We start from the raw sequence: 18,623 nt of genomic DNA on the forward strand, positions 1-18,623 counted from the left end.
TTGCTCGCGATCCCTACGAAGCGACAACGGCCAGCCTAGCGGTGCCGCGAAACCAACTTCTCCACCACCTGCTCAAATCCGATCCCCCGCGCACGCAACACCACCATCAGGTGGAACACCAGGTCGGCGGCCTCGCCGAGCAGCGCGTCGTCGTCTTCGGCGACGGCCGCAAGCGCGGTTTCCACGCCCTCCTCGCCCACCTTCTGCGCCATGCGGCGGATGCCACCCTCGAACAGCTTGGTGGTGTAGCTGCCCTCCGGCCGCTCAGCGTGGCGTGACGCGACAAGCGCATTAAGTTCGGCGAGGAAACCCAGCGCAGGCACCACGTCGTCACCAAAGCAGCTCGTGGTACCGGTATGGCACGTCGGGCCCGCAGGCAACGCTCGCACCAGCAGCGTGTCGGCATCGCAATCGATCTTCAGGTCCACCAGCGCAAGCGTATCGCCCGAGGTCTCGCCCTTGGTCCACAACCGCTGCTTGCTGCGGCTGAAGAACGTGACCAGGCCCGTCTCGCGTGTCTTCGCCAGCGCCGCTTCATCCATGTAACCCAGCATCAGCACTTCACCCGTGCGGGCGTGCTGGACGATGGCGGGCACCAGCCCATCGCCCTTGGCGAAATCAGGGTTCATACGCGTACCTCGATGCCCTGCGCGCGCAACTCGCGCTTCAGGGCGGGAATGGCGATATCGCCGGAGTGGAACACGCTGGCCGCCAGCGCGGCATCCACATCGGCATCGCGGAAAACATCACTGAAGTGCGCCGGCGTACCGGCGCCGCCGGAGGCGACAAGCGGCACGTTCGTCACCGCGCGCGCAGCGCGCAGCTGCTCGATATCGTAGCCGCGGCGTACGCCGTCGGTGCCCATGCAGTTCAGCACGATCTCGCCAGCGCCCAGTGCCTGGACCTCTTCGATCCAGTCCAGCGTGCGTTTGCGCAGGGCCTGCGTACGCGACGGATCGCCGGTGTACTGGCGCACACGCCACTCGCCGTCGTCGTCACGCAAGCTATCCACACCCACCACCACGCACTGCACGCCGAACGCATCGGCCAGCTCGCGGACGAGGCCCGGGCGCTCCAGCGCAGGGGAATTGATCGAGACCTTGTCGGCGCCTGCGTGCAGTACGTCGCGCGCATCCTCGACCGAACGGATACCCCCGGCCACGCAAAACGGGATATCGATCTCGCGCGCCACGCGCTCTACCCAATCACGATCCACGCGGCGCCCTTCCGGGCTCGCCGTGATGTCGTAGAACACGAGCTCGTCGGCACCTTCATCGCGGTAACGCAAAGCAAGCTCCACGATCTCGCCCACCACGATGTGATCGCGAAAGCGAACGCCCTTCACTACCTGGCCATCGCGCACATCAAGGCACGGGATAATGCGCCTGCTTAGCATGAGGCATCCGCCTTCGTTGTCGTGGCGAGGGCTTCCGCCATGGTGAATTCCCCCTGCAGCAGCGAGCGGCCGAGGATCACACCCGCCACACCTTGCAAGGCCAGCGCGGCCACGTCGGCCAGCGAACGCACGCCGCCCGAGGCCTGTACATCGAGCGTGCGGGTGATCGCCGCGATATGCCGGTAAAGCGCCGTGTTCGGGCCGGTCATCGTGCCATCGCGGTCGATGTCGGTGCAGAGCAGGTGGCGGGCGCCCGCGGCCTCGTAGAACGGCAGCAGGTCGCCCAGCGTGCGGTCTTCCTCCGCGGTCCATCCAGCACTCGGCAAGCGCCACTGGCCATCGCGGAAGCGCGTATCCAGCGCCAGCACGATGCGGTCGGCGCCGTAGCGGCCGATCCACGCGGCGACCGATTCCGGCTCGCGGATGGCGATGCTGCCAACGACAACACGCGATACCCCCGCATCGAGCAGGCGGCGCACGCCTGCTTCGTCACGAATGCCACCGCCCGCCTGCACCGAAAGGCCGGCGCCCGCGGCGATCGCCGTCAGCGTCGGCAGGTTTTCAAAGCGGCCGGAGCGCGCACCATCCAGGTCCACCACGTGCAACCACGTGGCGCCATCCGCAGCGTAGCGCTGGGCCAGTTCCACCGGATCGAACGCGAAGGTGGTCTGCTGGTCGTAATCGCCCTTGAACAGGCGCACGACCTTGCCGTCGCGCAGGTCAATGGCAGGAATCGGTAACGTCATAGCAGTAGAAAGTTCCGCAGGAGCTGGGCACCGACGCCGGCTGAGCGCTCGGGATGAAACTGCATACCCATGAAATTATCGGCCACGACCACCGCCGAGAACGGCGTGCCGTGCTCGCTGGCGACCAGGGTGTAATCGCCCACCGGCACCGCGTAGCTGTGCACGAAGTACGCCGTATCGCCCTCGCGCAGGCCCGACGTGAGGCAGTGCTCGCCCGTGCTGTGCAGCGTGTTCCAGCCCATGTGCGGCACGCGCAGGCCCGGCGCCGACGGCAGGTGGCGCACGGTGGCCGGCACCACGCCCAGGCACTCCGTATCGCCCTCTTCCGAACGCTCACAGAGCAGCTGCATGCCCAGGCAGACGCCCAGCACGGGCTGGGTAAGGCGGCGCAGCACATCCACCAGCCCCGCTTCGCGCAGGCGGCGCATGCCCGGGCCCGCCGCGCCCACGCCAGGCAGGATCACGTGACTGGCCGCGCGGATCCGCGCAGGGTCCGCCGTAAGCTCGGCATCCTTGCCCAGGCGCTGCAGGGCATAGCGGACAGAGCCGATGTTGGTACCACCGGCATCGACAAGCACGACGCTCATTAAAGGCTTCCCTTGGTGCTGGGCAGCTCCGCGCCCTCGCGACGGATGGCCTGGCGCAACGTACGCGCCACCACCTTGAAGCAGCCTTCCACCATGTGGTGCGCGTTCTCGCCCACCACGGTGAGGTGCAGGTTGGCACCCAGCGTTTCGCACAGCGACCGGAAGAAATGCGGTACCAGTTCGGTCGGCACATCGCCCACGCGCTCGCGCGGGAACGTGCCTTCGAACACGAAGTACGGCCGGCCCGAAAGGTCCAGTTCCGCGCGCGCGGCACTCTCATCCATGGGCAGCGCAAACCCATAACGGCAGATGCCGCGCTTGTCGCCCAGGGCCTGGCGCAAGGCCTGGCCAAGCGCCAGCGCGCAGTCTTCAATCGTGTGGTGTTCGTCGATGTGGGTATCGCCATCGCACTTCAGGCTCAGCGCGAAACCGCCGTGCTTGCCGATCTGCTCCAGCATGTGGTCGAAGAAACCCAGGCCGGTGTGCACCACGGGATCGGCCACGCGGTCCAGGTCCACGCTGACGCGGATCGCCGTTTCCTTGGTCTTGCGGACAACGTTGGCGATGCGCGGTGCATCGAGCACGGCATGGGCCACGTTTGCCCAGCTTTCGCCCTGCGCGCCCACCCGGAAACCGCGTACGCCCATGTTGGCGGCAAAGGCGATATCGGTATCGCGATCGCCCACCATGGCCGATTGCGCGCGGCTCCAGCTGTCATCCGCAAGCCAGTGCCGGGCCAGGCCCGTGTTCGGCTTGCGCGTATCGCGGTTCTCGTGCGGGAAGCTGCGATCGATCAGTTGCTCGCGGAAGGTGATGCCCTGCGACGACAGGATCCGCAACAGCAGGTTGTGCGGCCCATCGAAGGTTTCCTGCGGGAACGACGGCGTGCCCAGGCCATCCTGGTTGGTCACCAGCACCAGCTCGTAACCGGCACCGACGAAGCGCTGCAGGGCAGCGACCACACCCGGCAGCAGCGCCAGCTTCTCGTAGCTGTCAATCTGCTGGTCGGCCGGCTCCTCGATCAGGCAACCATCGCGATCGACAAAAAGGATCTTCCGGCTCATGCCGCCACTCCTGCGCGCAGCACGGCGAGCACGCGGTCGTTCTCGTTGCCCGTGCCGATCGTGATGCGCAGCGCATCGCCCAGGCCGGGGTACTTTGTGATATCGCGAACGACCACGCCGGCGGCGAGCAGCCGCTTGTAGGTGCCGGGCGCATCGTCGAAACGCACCGCCAGGAAATTGGCGTGCGAAGGCAGCACCTCGCGCACGCCCGGCAGCGCCGCCAGTGCCGTCGCCATCCGCGCCCGCTCGTTCAATAGCTCGTGCACGTGGTGGCGCTGCACGCGGCGCCCTTCATAGGAAAGCGCAGCGAGCGCCGCATCCACGCACGGCGACGGCAGCGGGTACGGTGCGATGATCCGGCGCAACAGGCCAATCACCTCGGCTCGCGCCACGAGTGCACCGACGCGTGCGCCAGCCAGCGACCATGCCTTCGAAAGCGTACGCAGCACCGCCACGTTGTCGTACGCGTCGATCAGCCGCGTGGCGCTGGGCGTGCCGGAGAACTCGGCATACGCTTCGTCCACCACCAGCAGCGCCCTGCCCTGTAGCGCCTGGGCGATCCGCTCCAGCGTGGCCAGCGGCACCAGATTGCCGGTCGGGTTGTTCGGCGTGCACACGTACACCAGCTTCGTCGTCGGCGTGACCGCCGCGAGCAGCTTGTCCGCATCCAGCACGCCATCGGCCTCGAGCGGTGCTTCCACCACGGCGGCGCCCTGGATACGTGCCGAGACGGCATACATGCCGAAGGTGGGCGGGGAAATCACGATGCCATCCTGGCCCGCGCGGCAGAACGCACGGGTCAGCAGGTCGATGGCTTCATCGCTGCCGCGCGTTACCAGCACGCGCTCAGCCGTGGTGTCGTAAAGCTCGGCCAGTACATCGACCAGGCCGCGTGGCTGCGGATCGGGATAGCGGTTCAGGCCATCGCCGCCCGGAATGCTGGGTGGGCGGGCGGATTCGTTCGCGTTGAGCAGCACGGTGCCACCGGAGGCCTCCATGCGTGCGCTGGAATACGGCGACAACGCGCGGATATCGGGACGGGCCAGATCAAGCACGCTCATGCGTTCGCTCCCATCGCCTCAAGGCGCAGGGTCACGGCGCGGCGGTGCGCATCCAGTTGCTCCGCGGCCGCCAGCGTTGCGGCGCAGGGGCCGATGGCGCGCAAGCCTTCCGCCGACGCTTCCTGCACGGTCACCTGCTTCTGGAAGCTGGCGACGGAGACGCCGCTGTAGCTTCGGGCGTAGCCATAGGTCGGCAACACGTGGTTGCTGCCGCTGCAGTAGTCGCCCAGCGATTCCGGGGTCCATTCGCCCAGGAATACCGAGCCGGCGGATTCCACACCCTCCAGAAGATCACGCGGCTGCGCTGTCTGGATGATCAGGTGCTCCGGTGCGTAGCGGTTGCTCACCTTCAAGGCCTCGTCGAGATCGTTGACCTGCACCAGGCGGCTTTCGGCAAGCGCGCTGGCGGCAACGTCCGCACGCGGGAGTTCAAGCCGCTGCCGCTCCACTTCCACTTCAACGCGGTCGAGCAACGTGGGCGAAGGGCTCACCAGCAGCACCTGGGAATCCGGGCCATGCTCGGCCTGCGAAAGCAGATCGGCAGCGATGAAGCGCGGATCCGCATCGGCGTCCGCGATCACCAGCACTTCCGAGGGGCCGGCCGGCATATCGATGGCCGCGCCCTCTGGATCGCCAGACACCTGCAACTTGGCTTCGGTGACCCACGCATTGCCGGGGCCGAACAGCTTGTCGCAGCGGGGCACGCTTTCGGTGCCGTAAGCCATGGCCGCGATCGCCTGCGCGCCGCCGAGCTTGAACACCTTGTGCACGCCCGTGGCGCGCGCGGCGAACAACACCGCATCATCGCAGCGCCCGTTCGCCTGTACGGGCGTACACAGCACAACCTCCTTGCAGCCCGCGATGGCCGCCGGCACGCCAAGCATGATGGCCGTGGAAGGCAATGGCGCCCCGCCCGCGGGCACGTAAAGGCCCACGCGGCGGATAGGCCGCAGCACGCGTTCCACGCGCACGCCTGGCGCCGTCTCCACGCTCACCGGCGCGGGTGCCGCGGCACGGTGGAAGCGCTCGATGCGTTCCGCCGCTTCGCGCACGGCCGCTTTGAGGTCCGGGGCGAGGCGTGCTTCCGCCGCGTCGAATTCCTCGGCGGTCACGGCCAGCGCGTCGAGCGTCGTGCCGTCGTAGCGTGACGTCAGCTCGCGCAGCGCGTCGTCGCCACGGGCGCGCACGTCAGCGATGATCGCTTCGACGCCGGTGCGCAGGCTTGGCGAACGCGACTGCGCCGGCCTTGCGAGCGCGGCGGCGCGACCCGCCTCATCCAGGGTGTTCCAGTCGATCCGCTTCATGCCAGCATCTTCTCCACCGGCAGCACCAACATGTCGCGGGCGCCGGCACGTTTCATGTCTTCCAGCTGCCGCCAGCTCACGCTGCCGGCGCACAGCGCCTGCAACACCACCTGGTCGGGCGCGCCATCCACGGCGGTGAGCGTGGGCACCGGCAGGCCGGGCAGCAGCCGGGTAATCGCATCCAGCGCATCGCGCGGTGCCTGCATCAGGATCAGGCGCGAATCGCGCACCTGGATCACACCATCCAGCCGGCGCAGCAGGAGCTCGGCAATCTCACCGCGCTCGTCGCTGGGCAGCACCTTGTGACCGGCCAGCACCGCTTCGCTCTCCACCACCACCGCCGCTTCGCGCAACTGGTTGGCGACGAGCGTGGCACCGCTGGAAACCAGGTCGCAGATGGCATCGGCGGTGCCCAGGCGTGGGGCGATCTCCACCGAGCCGGCCAGGAACACGACCTTGGCATCGACGTTGTTCACGCGAAGCCATTCACCAAGCAGGCCGGGATACGAGGTGGCGATGCGCTGGCCCTGCAATTGCGAGGGTGCGTCATAGGCCTCTTCCTGCGGCATCGCGATGGAAAGCCGGCAGCTGCCAAACCCGAGCGGGCGCAGTTCATCCAACCCACTGCCCGCTTCCGGGTTCGACAGCTGGAATTCGCGCAGCACGTTGCGGCCAACAATGCCCAGATCGCACACCCCCTCGGCGATCAGGCCGGGGATATCGTCATCGCGGACCAGCAGCAGATCGACGGGCTCACCTTCGCCGAAGCAGAACAGCTTGTCGCGGCTCTGGCGGAACTTCAGGCCGCAACGGGCAAGGAGTTCCTGGGCGGGTTCGGTCAGGCGCCCGGATTTCTGCATCGCGATGCGCAGGCGGTCACGAGGCTTCATGCGGTGGGCTCCCGGTTACGGCGGGCAGCGGCGGCCATGTAGCCCCCTGCTCCCTGGTTCAGATAGCGGGCGACGCGCCCGATGGTGGTGACGCTGACGGCGGTGCGCTCGTGGATCTCCCGGTACGAGAGCTTGTCCAGCAGGTAGGGCACTACCCGCCAGCGGTCGACCATGACCTCGATCTCGGCCGGGGTGCACAGGTCATGCAGGAACGCCCGCATCTCATCCACGGTTGAGAGCGCCAGCAGCGCCTCGCACAGGCTGGTTTCGGCCGAATCGGCCGGGGTTTCGGGGTCCAGGGAGCGTCGCTTCATAATGTACTAACGCGTTAATACGATAGCCCATTGTAGGCCGGCAACTACACCGTGGCAACACACCCCGGAATTCGCCGACAGAAGATTGCGCTTTTGTTCCATATACCCGGCGCCAAGCGGTCGCCAAGATGAAAGGCATATCCGCCAGAGCCAAGAGCCGTACGCATGACGTGTCCCGTTGTCATCGCCGACGACCAGCCGGTCGTCGTCGCCGGAGTCGAAACCATCCTCAAAAAACATCGGTACGCCGTTATCGCCCGCGTCAACGATACCGATACCCTCCTCCAGGTCATGGAAGAAGCCGACTGCGAGGTGCTGGTCACGGACCTTTGCCTGCCCGATGGCCGCCAGGCCGATGGCGTGGCGCTGATCCGGCGCATTCGCGCCATCCGCCCCGATGTCGGCATCGTGGTCATGACCCACCTCGCCCATGTCGCCACGTTGCGGCTATTGCTGGACCTGGGCGTGGCGGCGCTGTTCGATAAGCGCGCAAACCTGCGCGACATGCCGGCCGCGGTGCACTCGGCCAGCGTGGGCCGCACCTTCCTCAGCCCGGCCATCCGCCGCGCCTTTCTCATGGCCGATCGGGCAAGCGCGCGGCGTAGCAACAGCCTCTCACCCCGCGAGGTCGCGGTGCTGCGCGCTTACGCACAGGGGCTTTCGCTGCTGGATATCAGCACGCGGATGGTACGCAGCATCAAGACCATCAGCCGGCAGAAGCGCTCGGCCATGAACAAGCTGGGGCTGGAGAACGATGCACAGCTTTACCAGTACCTGGCCAACGTGCGGGCCGGGCTGGTCGATGGGTTTGGTGAGTATGACGACGAAGAGCACGCCGTCGATCCGCAGGTCGAGCCGCTTGATACGGATGGGGACGGAGCTGGCGCCGTTACTGTTTCACTCGCCGCGGCCACAACGCCGCCCGGGAAGACCACGGCAACGGCACTGAAAGTAGCCTGCGCGCCGGTAGACAAGGAGTCCACCGGCGCGCTGGCGGGCGGCGCTTAGGCGTCGTCCGCCACCAGGCGGCCGGAAGCCACCAGCTCACACATCAGGCGCACTTCGCCATCCATCGCGCGGTCGCGCTGCATGAACGCGATGTGCTCGCGCAGGTTCGCCAGTGCGCGACGGACGGCCACGCCACCGTGGAAATCCTCCGCCGAGGCGAGCGCCGACATCAGCGCACGCACTTCTTCCTCGAAGCGCGGGTAATGCGGCGAATCGGCGCGCGGGGCACCCGCGATCTTCGAAGCCAGCGCCTGCCAATCGCCACGCAGGGCGAGCGTACGCGCCGCGTTGAGCATGTCCTGGCGGTACTCCAGGGCCTGGGCCGCGGTGTACAACTCCATCGCCAGGACGTGGCCGAGGTCTTCGGTCATTTCCAGCACGTGGCGGGCTTCGTTCGCACCCATGGATACGTGATCTTCCGCGTTTGCACTGGTCGGCACGGAATACACCGATGCCGGGTGCGCGCGCGTGGCCAGGTCATTCACGAGCGCGGCGGCGGTGTACTGCACGATCATGAAGCCCGAATCGGTAGCGTCTTCGTTGCCGATGAGGAACGCCGGCAGGCCGTCGTTGTTCGCCGGATCGACGAGCTTTGCCGTGCGGCGTTCGGAGATCGACGCCAGGACAGGGATCGCAGCCTTCACGTAGCTCATGGCCAGCGCCAGCGGCATGCCGTGGAAGTGGCCGGCGGAGATCACCTGGTCCTCGATCACCGTGGCGTTTTCCGCATCCGGGAACACCAGCGGGTTATCGGTGACGGCGTTGAGCTCCACATCGAACACGCGGCAGGCCTGCTCCCACGCATCGCGTACCGCGCCGTGCACCTGCGGTGCGCAACGCAGGCAATAGGCATCCTGCGGCTGGTGCTTCTTGCCGCCCTTGAACGGCAGGAAGCGCGAGTAGAACGCTTCCTTGCCATGGCGCTGCGTGGCGGGCACCCAGTCCCAGCCAATATCGAAGCGGTAGGCCTGCTCGGCCGGGTCCGCCCACGAATCCGACAGCCACGGACGGAACCGCGGCACGAGGTGGTAGGCGATATCGGCGAGCGTGGAGCCATCCAGCAAGCGGCGGAATTCGGCGGCCGAGGCCACCTGGCCCGGATGCGGGCGCAACGCGTGCACTTCTTCCGCATAGGCGCCAGTGCGGCCAGCGAACGCATCGAGCGTCATGGCCAGCGCCAGGTCGGCGGTCTTGATCAGGGTTTCCAGCGTGGCCAGCGCCAGCACGCCCGTGGCGAGCATCTGGGTGGTGCCGTTGTTCAGCGCCAGGCCTTCCTTGAAGGAGAGACGAACCGGCTCGAGGCCGGCGCGCTTCAGCGCTTCCGCGCCCGGGATGCGCTCGCCTTCGTAGAAGGCTTCGCCGCCGCCGAGCAGCACGATAGCCAGGTGCGAGAGCGGTGCGAGGTCGCCGCTGGCGCCCACCGAGCCCTTTTCCGGGATGACCGGGATGACGTTGCGGTTGAGCAGTTCGGCCAGGGCGCGCAGCGTCTCGACGCGGATGCCGGAGTGGCCACGCATCAGCGTGTTCACGCGGATCGCGAGCATGGCGCGCACCACATCCACCGCGAACGGCTTACCCACGCACACGGCGTGGGTGATGATCAGGTTGTGCTGCAGCTCTTCCATCAGCGTGCCGTCGCGCGCCTCGGGGTTGCCGCCCGGCAGCTCATCGCGCACGCGGTGTGCGCCCAGCAGCTTGTCGGCATTGCTGCCAAAGCCGGTGGTTACGCCATAGATCGGCTCACCGCCGCCCACCTTTTCCGCAAGGAAATCCGCAGCGCGCTTTACCTTGACCAGTTGCGTCTCATCGAGGGTGATGGAGGCGCCCTGGCGGGCGATGGCGACAACCTGGGCGCGGGTGAGGCTACGGCCGTCGAGGAGGATGCTGGTGGTCATGGCGTACTACCGTGGGGTGTGCTGAATGTGTAGGAGCGGGGGGGGGGGGGGGGGGGGGGGTGGGGGGTGGGGGGGGGGGGGGGGGGCCGCCCCCCCCCCAACGGGAGCCAAGGGCGGGAGCGCCCTAAAAAAAAGTGGGGGCGCGGTGGGGGGGGGGGGGGTCGTGTGTGTGTGGCTGGGCGGGGCGGCGGTGGGGGGGGCGGGTTGTGGGGGCGGGGCGGCGCGCGCCCGCCGCCCCCCCCCCCCCCCCCCCCCCCCCCCCCCCCCCCCGCTCCTACAGGGTTTGGGGGTTACCTGCCGATTTCGGCCTGGGCGAGCTCGACGCGGAGGGTCTTCACCAGGTCCGCGCGCGCGACTTCGAACTGGTCTTCGCGGCGCAGGTCCTTCACGGTGACGACGCCCTTGGCGATCTCGTCCTCGCCCAGCACGATCACGAAGCGAATGCCCGCGCGGTCGGCGTACTTGAACTGCTTGCCCAGCTTGCCGCCTTCGAGCACCACTTCCGTGGCGATCCCGGCCGTACGCAGCTCGTTGGCCACGGCCAGGTATGCCGGCATCTGTGCGGCATCCATCTGGGTAACCAGCACATCCACCGTGCTCTGCGCGGTGGAGACCAGGCCCGCATCGCGAAGCTGCCAGTAAAGGCGGGTAAGGCCGATGGAAATGCCCACGCCCGGAAGGTGCGACTTGGTGTACTGGCCGGCCAGGTTTTCGTAACGGCCACCCGAGCAGATCGAGCCAATGCCCAGGTGCTCGTTGAGCGTAGTTTCGTAGACGGTGCCGGTGTAGTAATCCAGGCCACGTGCGATCGAGAGGTTCAGTGCAAAGTGCGTTTCGGGCACCCCGAAATCGCGGATGAGGCCGAGGACTTCCTTCAGCTCCGCCTTGCCCTGCTCGAACGTTTCCGAACCGCTGCCGAGCGCATCGAGCTTGGCGAACGCGTCACCGACCGAGGTGGAGCGCACCTGCACGAAGGCCAGGATCTTCGCGGCCACCTCGGCGCTCAGACCAAAGGCTTCGCCGGTAAGCGTGTCGCGCACGTAATCGGCGCCGCGCTTGTCGAGCTTGTCCACTTCGCGCAGCACGAGCATCTGCTGCTCGGGATCGGCCACGCCCAGGTTCTCGAAGTAACCGCGCATGAGCTTGCGGTTGTTGAGCTGGATCGTGAACGCGCCGATGTTGAGCTCGCGGAACACGCTGTAGATCACGGCCGGGATCTCGGCGTCGTAACGCACCGAGAGGCTGTCCTTGCCGATCACATCGATATCGCACTGGTAGAACTCGCGGAAGCGGCCGCGCTGCGCGCGCTCGCCGCGGTATACGCGCTGCATCTGGTAGCGGCGGAACGGGAAGCTCAGGTCGTGCTCGTGCTCGGCGACATAACGGGCCAGCGGCACCGTGAGATCGAAGCGCAGCGCGAGCTCGGGCACACCGCCCTGGTCCTTGTCGGCCGCGTTCAGCGAGCCGGTGGACTGTACGAAATACACCTGGCGCTCGGTCTCGCCACCGGTCTTGGTCAGCAGGACATCGCTATGCTCGATCACCGGCGTTTCGATAGGCAGGAAACCGAACCGCTCGTAGTTACGGCGGATGGTATCGAGCATGCGCTGGAAGGCGATCTGGTCGAGCGGCAGGAGCTCGAGGACACCAGGCATCGTGCGGGCCGGGGTGAGTGCCATGCAATTCCTCTTGGGGCTGTACGTAGGCCGCCATGCGGCAGCCCCATAGAGTAGCAGATGGCCGCGGACGGCCCTGCGCGCGGTTTGTAAAAAAAGTGAGACAACCTGTTGCCAAGGGTGCCAGTCATGGCTAATATACGCGGCTCCCGTCGGGGTGTAGCTCAGCCTGGTAGAGCGCTACGTTCGGGACGTAGAAGTCGCAGGTTCGAATCCTGTCTCCCCGACCAATCGATTCATCAAAAACACCGGCCATTGGCCGGTGTTCTTGTTTGTGCGCCACGAAATCCCCGGCTAATACGCCGCGCAAAACGCACCGGTCACCTTGCCCATCGCTTCGCGCCAGCGCGCCTCCAGCGCCGGCGTCAGCTGCTCATCCCGCTCGCGGATCGCCTGCATCAGGCTTTCAAGCCAGTGCTCATGGAAAACCGGTGGTACAGGCGCCCTGCCCTTGCGCGCATGCACGCGGATCATTTCGTTCACCGGCGCCTGCGCCATGCCATCGCCAGCCGCCCATGAGATCGCCAGGCTGATGCCACGGCGCAGGGCCATGTGCTGCTTCTGGAAATCGGTTTTGGCGAACAGCGGGGGAATGCCCTCATCACGGGCGAGGAGGATTTCGTAGAAGCGCTCGATGAAACCGCGCGAGCGAAGGCACCGGCCGAAGCTGGTGTGGAGATCGTTGTAGCCGATGGACATGCAGGGCCTGCGGGTAAAACGGGAAGCGTAGGCAGGCGGGGCGCAGGGGCCGTTGCGCGTGGTCAATTTTGTGGACGCCGAAACGCAAAACGCCCCGAAAGGGGCGTCTTGCGTAACTGGCGGAGAGTGAGGGATTCGAACCCTCGATAAGGCTTTTGACCCTATACTCCCTTAGCAGGGGAGCCCCTTCGGCCTCTCGGGCAACTCTCCATTTTTAATCGTTCGCGAGGCTAGTGCCCGAACGAGCCAGCAAGGATACTGATCCTTGCGTCGGCCGTAAAGCTTTTACTGTTACTGGTCGTCACCGGTATGGCCGGCAGGATCCTGGTCGTGTTCGTTCTTGATGCGCTGGTAAATCTCTTCGCGATGAACCGCGACATTCTTAGGCGCATTGATACCAATGCGAACCTGGTTACCTTTCACACCCAGAACGGTGACCGTCACCTCGTCGCCGATCATAAGGGTTTCACCGACCCGGCGGGTCAGAATCAGCATGATTGATACTCCATAAAATCAGGTATTGGCTTCCCCACCAACGACAACTCACCCCGAGTCTTGCCGCCGATGGATTGACTTATCGACCATCGAAGGCCGATCTGCCTTCCCCGGCGTATTGTGTGCGTGTCGCTGACCAGCTGTCCTGCCTATGTCGACCCGACTGACCGATGCCGAAAAATGCGTTCCGACATTCGGATCATACTAGCTGAGCCAATCAAGGTGGTGCAACGCAGGAACGGCTGAATCCGTGGTCAGGGGCGCCTTTACGGCAGCCCCTTTAGGGTCCAGCGGGGGTTCGTTCAGCGAAGCTTGCCTTCGACCCAGGCGGGGATGCCGGCCAGGATGCCGGGCAAGGCCGGGCTATCCACACCACCACCCTGCGCCATGTCCGGGCGGCCGCCGCCCTTGCCGTCGATCTTCGAGGCCACTTCGGCGACCAGGTCGCCGGCCTTTACGCGGCCCAGGGCCGCGCCGCCCACGCCCGCCACCAGCGACACGCGGCCATCGGCAGCGCCCGCGAGGATGACGGCGCAATCGCCCAGCTTCTGCTTCAACACATCCAGGCTATCGCGCAGGGACTTGGCGTCGAGCCCTTCCAGGCGCGCGGCGACGACCTTGATACCGGCGATATCCGTAGCGGTATCGACCAGATCGGCCGAGGCCGAGCTCGCGGCCTTGGCCTTGAAGGATTCGACCTCTTTTTCGAGTTTCTTCTGCTTATCGAAGAGCTGGCGCAGCTTCTCGACCACGTCATCGCCCGTCGCGGCGAGCAGGCCCGAGACCTCGCTGAGGATGCGCTCTTCATCGGCCACGCGCGCCATGGCACCCGCACCGGTCACCGCCTCGATACGGCGGATGCCTGCGGCAACGCCCGACTCGGAGACGATCTTGAACAGGCCGATATCACCCGTGCGGCCCACGTGAGTACCGCCGCAGAGTTCGGTCGAGAAATCACCCATCTTCAGCACGCGGACTTCGGCACCGTATTTTTCGCCGAATAGCGCCATGGCGCCGAACTCGATGGCATCGTCGTAACCCATGTGGTGGACTTCGGCGGCCGCGTTGCGGCGCACTTCATCGTTCACCATGCGCTCGATTTCGGCCAGCTCTTCGCCAGTGACCGGCTTGAAGTGCGAGAAGTCGAAACGCAGGCGCTCCGGCGCCACCAGCGAGCCCTTCTGGGTCACGTGCTCACCGAGGACGGTGCGCAGGGCGGCGTGGAGCAGATGGGTGGCCGAGTGGTTCAGCACGGTGGCCTGGCGCTGGGCGCCGTCCACCGAGGCACCGACCACGGCACCCTTCAGCAGCGGGGCCGAGCCCTGCCAGGTACCGAAGTGGGCGAAGAACGCGCCACCCACCTTCTGGGTATCTTCCACCGCCAGCGCACCCGACGGGTTGCGGATCATGCCGGTATCGCCGACCTGGCCACCCGATTCCGCGTAGAACGGGGTGCGGTCGAGCAGGAGGAAGCCCTCCTCGCCATCGGCGAGCTGGTCCACCGACTTGCCGTCGCGCACGATGGCCACGACCTTGGCATCGGCCAGGTCGAGGGCGTCGTAACCGGTGAAGATCGTCGGCTGCAGCGCGCTGGCCACTTCGGCCGGCAGCTGCGCCTTCGTGGAGAAGTTGCTGGCGGCGCGCGCACGGGCACGCTGCTCGCCCATGGCGCGCTCGAAGCCTTCCATATCCACGGTCATGTCGCGCTCACGCGCGATGTCCGCGGTGAGGTCGACCGGGAAGCCGTAGGTGTCGTACAGGCGGAACGCATCCGCACCCGGGATGATCTTGCCGGACTTCGAGGCGATGTCGTCGAACAGGCGCATGCCGTGCTCGAGTGTTTCGCCGAAGCGCTCTTCTTCCACCTTCAGCGCCTGCTCCACGAACGCGCGCTTGGCGGCGATTTCCGGGTAAGCCTCGCCCATTTCTTCAACGAGCGGCGCGACCATTTTCCAGAAGAAATCGCCGCGCACGCCCAGCATCCAGCCGTGGCGCAGGGCGCGACGGATGATGCGGCGGAGCACGTAGCCACGGCCCTCGTTAGACGGCAGCACGCCATCGACGATCAGGAACGACGCCGCACGGATGTGGTCGGCGATGACGCGCAGCGACTTGTTGCCCAAGTCGGCGGTATTCGTGAGGCGCGAGGCCTCGCGGATCAGGTGCGCGAACAGGTCGATTTCGTAGTTGGAGTGCACGTGCTGCAGCACGGCCGCCAGGCGCTCCAGGCCCATGCCGGTATCAACGCAGGGCGCCGGCAGCGGGCTGAGGGTGCCATCGGGCGCGCGATCGAACTGCATGAACACGAGATTCCAGATCTCGATGTAGCGGTCGCCATCTTCATCGGGCGAGCCGGGCGGGCCACCGGCCACGTCGGGGCCGTGGTCGTAGAAGATTTCCGTGCAGGGACCGCAGGGGCCGGTATCGGCCATCTGCCAGAAGTTATCCGAAGCGTACGGTGCGCCCTTGTTATCGCCGATGCGCACGATGCGCTCGGCCGGCACGCCCATGTCCTTGTTCCACAGGTCGTAGGCTTCGTCATCCGTGTGGTACACGGTGACCCAAAGGCGCTCCGCCGGCAGCTTGTACACCTCGGTGAGCAGCTCCCACGCGTAGCGGATGGCATCGCGCTTGAAGTAGTCACCGAACGACCAGTTGCCCAGCATTTCGAAGAAGGTGTGGTGGCGGGCGGTGTAGCCCACCTGGTCCAGATCGTTGTGCTTGCCGCCGGCGCGCAGGCAGCGCTGCACATCGGCCGCACGGACGTAGCCCGGCTTTTCGCTGCCGAGGAACACGTTCTTGAAGGGGACCATGCCCGAGTTGGTGAACAGGAGCGTGGGATCGTTCGACGGCACCAGCGATGCCGAGGGCACGATGGTGTGGTCCTTTTTGCGGAAGAAATCCAGGAAGGTCGAACGGATGTCGGCGGTTTTCATGTGCGATCGTGGCTTGGGGCTGCGAGGATCGCGAAAGGCGCCCAGTCACGAAAATCAAGGCTAGCTGCCTTCAGTCGTCGTCGGGGTCTTCCGCATCGGCGTGGGTAAGAATACGTACTGTGGCGGCGGCGAAGCCGCGACGCAAGAGGAATTGCGCCCGCCGTGCCCGTTCCGCCGGGTCGGCGGAGGCCGATCCGTAGCGTCGGCGCAGCTGGTTGGCCGCCAGGTCGTGCCAGTCGACGTCCGCATTTTCAAGCAGTTCGCGGACCCGGCCATCGGCAATGCCCTGGCTGCGCAGCTCGGCCCGGATGCGGGCCGGCCCATAGCCCTGCCCTACCCGGCTACGGACCAGCGCCTCGGCGAAGCGCCCGTCATCTTGGTAGCCCTGGCCTTCCAGCCGCTCGATGGCATCGGCGGACTCATCACGCGCAAAACCGCCGCGATCCAGCTTCTGCCGGAGTTCGCGGCGGGAGTGCTCGCGCCGGGCCAGCAGGCCCAGCGCCTTGTCGTAGGCGGTACGGGTCGGGCGACTCGGGGCGCTTTCGTCGCCCGGCTCGCCCGCCCCGGGATTACGCCTCTTCGACCTCATCCTGCTCGGCATCGGCCTTCGGCGCGCCCGAACCCGGCTTCACGAGCAGGCGGGCACGGAGTTCGGCATCCACCTCGTTGGCGATGGCCGGGTTATCGCGCAGGAACTGGCGGACGTTTTCCTTACCCTGGCCGATGCGATCGCCCTTGTAGCTGTACCAGGCGCCCGACTTGTCAATCAGGTTCTCGCGCACGCCCAGCTCGATGATCTCGCCTTCGCGCGAGGTGCCTTCGCCGTAGAGGATCTCGAACTCGGTCTGGCGGAACGGCGGCGCCACCTTGTTCTTCACCACCTTGACGCGGGTTTCCGAACCGATGACTTCCTCGCCCTTCTTCACCGCGCCGATGCGGCGAATATCCAGGCGCACCGAGGCGTAGAACTTCAGCGCGTTACCACCGGTGGTGGTTTCCGGGCTGCCGAACATCACGCCGATCTTCATGCGGATCTGGTTGATGAAGATGACCAGGCAGTTCGACTTCTTGATGTTGGCCGTGAGCTTGCGCAGGGCCTGGCTCATGAGGCGGGCGTGCAGGCCGACGTGGGAATCACCCATTTCGCCTTCGATTTCGGCCTTGGGCGTGAGCGCCGCGACCGAGTCGACCACCACCATGTCCACCGCGCCCGAGCGCACCAGCATGTCGGCGATTTCCAGCGCCTGCTCGCCGGTATCCGGCTGGCTGACAAGGAGATCGGCCACGTTCACGCCCAGCTTCTCGGCGTAGCTCGGATCGAGCGCGTGCTCGGCATCGACGAACGCCGCGGTACCGCCGCCACGCTGGCAGGACGCAATGGCCTGCAGGGTGAGCGTGGTTTTACCGGACGACTCCGGACCGTAGATTTCCACGATGCGGCCACGCGGCAGGCCACCGATACCCAGGGCGATATCCAGGCCCAGGGAACCGGTGGAGACGGTGTCGATCTGGTCGTCCACGCGGTCGCCAAGACGCATGACAGCACCCTTGCCGAACTGCTTTTCAATCTGGCCGAGGGCACTCGCCAGCGCCTTGCGCTTATTGTCGTCCATCGTAGTTTCCGGTGTGCTTGTGTAGGTAGGTATCTTGCCGGAGCGGGGTCTCAGGGACTGCGATCCGTCAGACGTTCATTTTGCCACAGCCGGACAGGTTACCCGTTCAGCTCGGTGACTATTCCAGCGAGTGCGGCTGCCACCGTCTGTCGGCGCACAGCCTCGCGGTCGCCTCCGAAATGGAAGACCTTGGCGTGGGCGTAGCCCCCGCGCCGCTTCCAGCCGATCCACACCGTGCCGACCGGCTTGTCCGCGGTGCCACCCGAAGGGCCCGCGATACCCGTGACCGCCACGGCCACGCCGGCGCCATAGCGCGCCAGTGCGCCCGACACCATCTCCAGCACGGTTTCCTCACTCACCGCACCGGTGCGCTCCAGCGTACGCGGATTCACGCCGAGCAGGGATTCTTTCGCGCTATAGCTATAGGTGACGACGCCCGCCTCGAACCACGCCGAGCTGCCGGCCAGGTCGGTGAGTGCCTTGGAGATCCAGCCGCCGGTGCACGATTCGGCGGTGGCGACCATCACGCGCTTGTCGAGCGCCGCGGCGGCCACCTGCTGCGCCAGCGCGTTGAGCGCCGCGTCGTTGTAAGTGGAGTGCGAGTCCATCGGGGTTCCTGACGGTAAAGAGGACGGTTCTACCTTGCCCCGCCCGCCCTGTCGATGCGATGTGGGGTTTTTCCTACGCAACGACGTGGGCGCCGCCCAATTGCGCAACCGCCGCGAGACGTTCAAAGTGACTTTTCGCACGTTGGGCTGGCCATGTGGCAAAGCAAGCCCGCCGCGCTGATTCGTACCCCTTCGTATCACTCACCACAGGACGATCCACTCATGGATGACACCCCTCACGTCTGCACGCTCGCACATGCCTCGTCGCCTTCGGCGCAGTCGTGCTCTGCGTTGTCGAACAGCATGCATCGCAATGACGGCTCTTCGTCAC

18 protein-coding genes and 2 tRNA genes are annotated in these 18,623 nt (G+C 66.2%); 2 read left to right on the plus strand and 18 right to left on the minus strand.

Annotated features, from left to right (window positions below):
• Nucleotides 1-35: 35 nt before the first annotated feature.
• Genes hisIE through ABIE56_RS04980 form a run of 9 tightly spaced genes read right to left on the minus strand, consistent with a single transcriptional unit; the run spans nt 36 to nt 7,362 of the window.
• Nucleotides 36-629 (minus strand): bifunctional phosphoribosyl-AMP cyclohydrolase/phosphoribosyl-ATP diphosphatase HisIE, encoded by a 594-nt coding sequence (hisIE, locus tag ABIE56_RS04940; protein WP_429242722.1) that lies wholly within the window; start codon nt 627-629, stop codon nt 36-38.
• Nucleotides 626-1,396 (minus strand): imidazole glycerol phosphate synthase subunit HisF, encoded by a 771-nt coding sequence (gene hisF, locus ABIE56_RS04945; RefSeq protein WP_429242723.1) that lies wholly within the window; start codon nt 1,394-1,396, stop codon nt 626-628. Before hisF ends, hisIE begins: the two co-directional genes overlap by 4 nt.
• Entirely contained in the window at nt 1,390-2,142 is a 753-nt protein-coding gene (gene hisA / locus ABIE56_RS04950) for a 1-(5-phosphoribosyl)-5-[(5-phosphoribosylamino)methylideneamino]imidazole-4-carboxamide isomerase (RefSeq protein ID WP_429242724.1), read from the minus strand. Before hisA ends, hisF begins: the two co-directional genes overlap by 7 nt.
• Nucleotides 2,139-2,729: an imidazole glycerol phosphate synthase subunit HisH gene (gene hisH / locus ABIE56_RS04955; RefSeq protein WP_429242725.1), complete on the minus strand. Its 591-nt coding sequence runs from the start codon at nt 2,727-2,729 to the stop codon at nt 2,139-2,141. Before hisH ends, hisA begins: the two co-directional genes overlap by 4 nt.
• Nucleotides 2,729-3,793, minus strand: a complete 1,065-nt coding sequence (gene hisB / locus ABIE56_RS04960) for a bifunctional histidinol-phosphatase/imidazoleglycerol-phosphate dehydratase HisB (RefSeq protein WP_429242726.1) — start codon at nt 3,791-3,793, stop codon at nt 2,729-2,731. The genes hisH and hisB overlap by 1 nt, the downstream gene beginning before the upstream one ends.
• A complete protein-coding gene (hisC, locus tag ABIE56_RS04965; RefSeq protein ID WP_429242727.1) occupies nt 3,790-4,854 on the minus strand; it encodes a histidinol-phosphate transaminase in 1,065 nt (354 codons plus the stop codon). Before hisC ends, hisB begins: the two co-directional genes overlap by 4 nt.
• Nucleotides 4,851-6,158: a histidinol dehydrogenase gene (gene hisD / locus ABIE56_RS04970; RefSeq protein WP_429242728.1), complete on the minus strand. Its 1,308-nt coding sequence runs from the start codon at nt 6,156-6,158 to the stop codon at nt 4,851-4,853. Before hisD ends, hisC begins: the two co-directional genes overlap by 4 nt.
• Nucleotides 6,155-7,048, minus strand: a complete 894-nt coding sequence (gene hisG, locus ABIE56_RS04975) for an ATP phosphoribosyltransferase (protein ID WP_429242729.1) — start codon at nt 7,046-7,048, stop codon at nt 6,155-6,157. Before hisG ends, hisD begins: the two co-directional genes overlap by 4 nt.
• Nucleotides 7,045-7,362 (minus strand): YerC/YecD family TrpR-related protein, encoded by a 318-nt coding sequence (locus tag ABIE56_RS04980; RefSeq protein WP_429242730.1) that lies wholly within the window; start codon nt 7,360-7,362, stop codon nt 7,045-7,047. The genes hisG and ABIE56_RS04980 overlap by 4 nt, the downstream gene beginning before the upstream one ends.
• Before the next feature lie 165 nt (nt 7,363-7,527).
• Here ABIE56_RS04980 and ABIE56_RS04985 point away from each other — a divergent pair, with 165 nt between their 5' ends.
• Nucleotides 7,528-8,370: a response regulator gene (locus ABIE56_RS04985; protein WP_429242731.1), complete on the plus strand. Its 843-nt coding sequence runs from the start codon at nt 7,528-7,530 to the stop codon at nt 8,368-8,370.
• Here ABIE56_RS04985 and ABIE56_RS04990 read toward each other — a convergent pair.
• Together ABIE56_RS04990 and hisS are read right to left on the minus strand one after the other, a co-directional pair.
• The gene (locus tag ABIE56_RS04990) at nt 8,367-10,265 is read right to left on the minus strand and encodes an HAL/PAL/TAL family ammonia-lyase (RefSeq protein ID WP_429242732.1); all 1,899 of its coding nucleotides are present in this window, start codon (nt 10,263-10,265) and stop codon (nt 8,367-8,369) included. The genes ABIE56_RS04985 and ABIE56_RS04990 overlap by 4 nt on opposite strands.
• Before the next feature lie 290 nt (nt 10,266-10,555).
• Nucleotides 10,556-11,944, minus strand: coding sequence for a histidine--tRNA ligase (hisS, locus tag ABIE56_RS04995; RefSeq protein ID WP_429242733.1), 1,389 nt, complete (start codon nt 11,942-11,944; stop codon nt 10,556-10,558).
• 150 nt (nt 11,945-12,094) lie between these two features.
• Here hisS and ABIE56_RS05000 point away from each other — a divergent pair.
• Nucleotides 12,095-12,171, plus strand: a tRNA-Pro gene (locus tag ABIE56_RS05000).
• Nucleotides 12,172-12,235: 64 nt separating this feature from the next.
• On the opposite strand, the gene ABIE56_RS05005 is transcribed toward ABIE56_RS05000, so the two are convergent.
• The 7 genes from ABIE56_RS05005 to ABIE56_RS05035 form a co-directional block, all read right to left on the minus strand.
• A complete protein-coding gene (locus tag ABIE56_RS05005) occupies nt 12,236-12,640 on the minus strand; it encodes a globin (protein WP_429242734.1) in 405 nt (134 codons plus the stop codon).
• A gap of 117 nt (nt 12,641-12,757) precedes the next feature.
• Nucleotides 12,758-12,850 (minus strand) — tRNA-Ser (locus ABIE56_RS05010).
• 81 nt (nt 12,851-12,931) lie between these two features.
• Entirely contained in the window at nt 12,932-13,135 is a 204-nt protein-coding gene (gene csrA / locus ABIE56_RS05015; RefSeq protein ID WP_247434707.1) for a carbon storage regulator CsrA, read from the minus strand.
• A gap of 302 nt (nt 13,136-13,437) precedes the next feature.
• Nucleotides 13,438-16,071, minus strand: coding sequence for an alanine--tRNA ligase (gene alaS / locus ABIE56_RS05020; RefSeq protein ID WP_429242735.1), 2,634 nt, complete (start codon nt 16,069-16,071; stop codon nt 13,438-13,440).
• 70 nt (nt 16,072-16,141) lie between these two features.
• Nucleotides 16,142-16,660 carry a regulatory protein RecX gene (locus ABIE56_RS05025; RefSeq protein ID WP_429242736.1) on the minus strand — a complete coding sequence of 173 codons (519 nt, stop codon included), beginning with the start codon at nt 16,658-16,660 and terminating at the stop codon, nt 16,142-16,144.
• Nucleotides 16,641-17,684: a recombinase RecA gene (recA, locus tag ABIE56_RS05030; RefSeq protein ID WP_429242737.1), complete on the minus strand. Its 1,044-nt coding sequence runs from the start codon at nt 17,682-17,684 to the stop codon at nt 16,641-16,643. Before recA ends, ABIE56_RS05025 begins: the two co-directional genes overlap by 20 nt.
• A 98-nt stretch (nt 17,685-17,782) precedes the next feature.
• Nucleotides 17,783-18,292, minus strand: coding sequence for a CinA family protein (locus ABIE56_RS05035; RefSeq protein ID WP_429242738.1), 510 nt, complete (start codon nt 18,290-18,292; stop codon nt 17,783-17,785).
• Between the last annotated feature and the right edge of the window lie 331 nt (nt 18,293-18,623).

This window comes from Luteibacter sp. 621, assembly GCF_050435445.1.
GTDB lineage: Bacteria > Pseudomonadota > Gammaproteobacteria > Xanthomonadales > Rhodanobacteraceae > Luteibacter.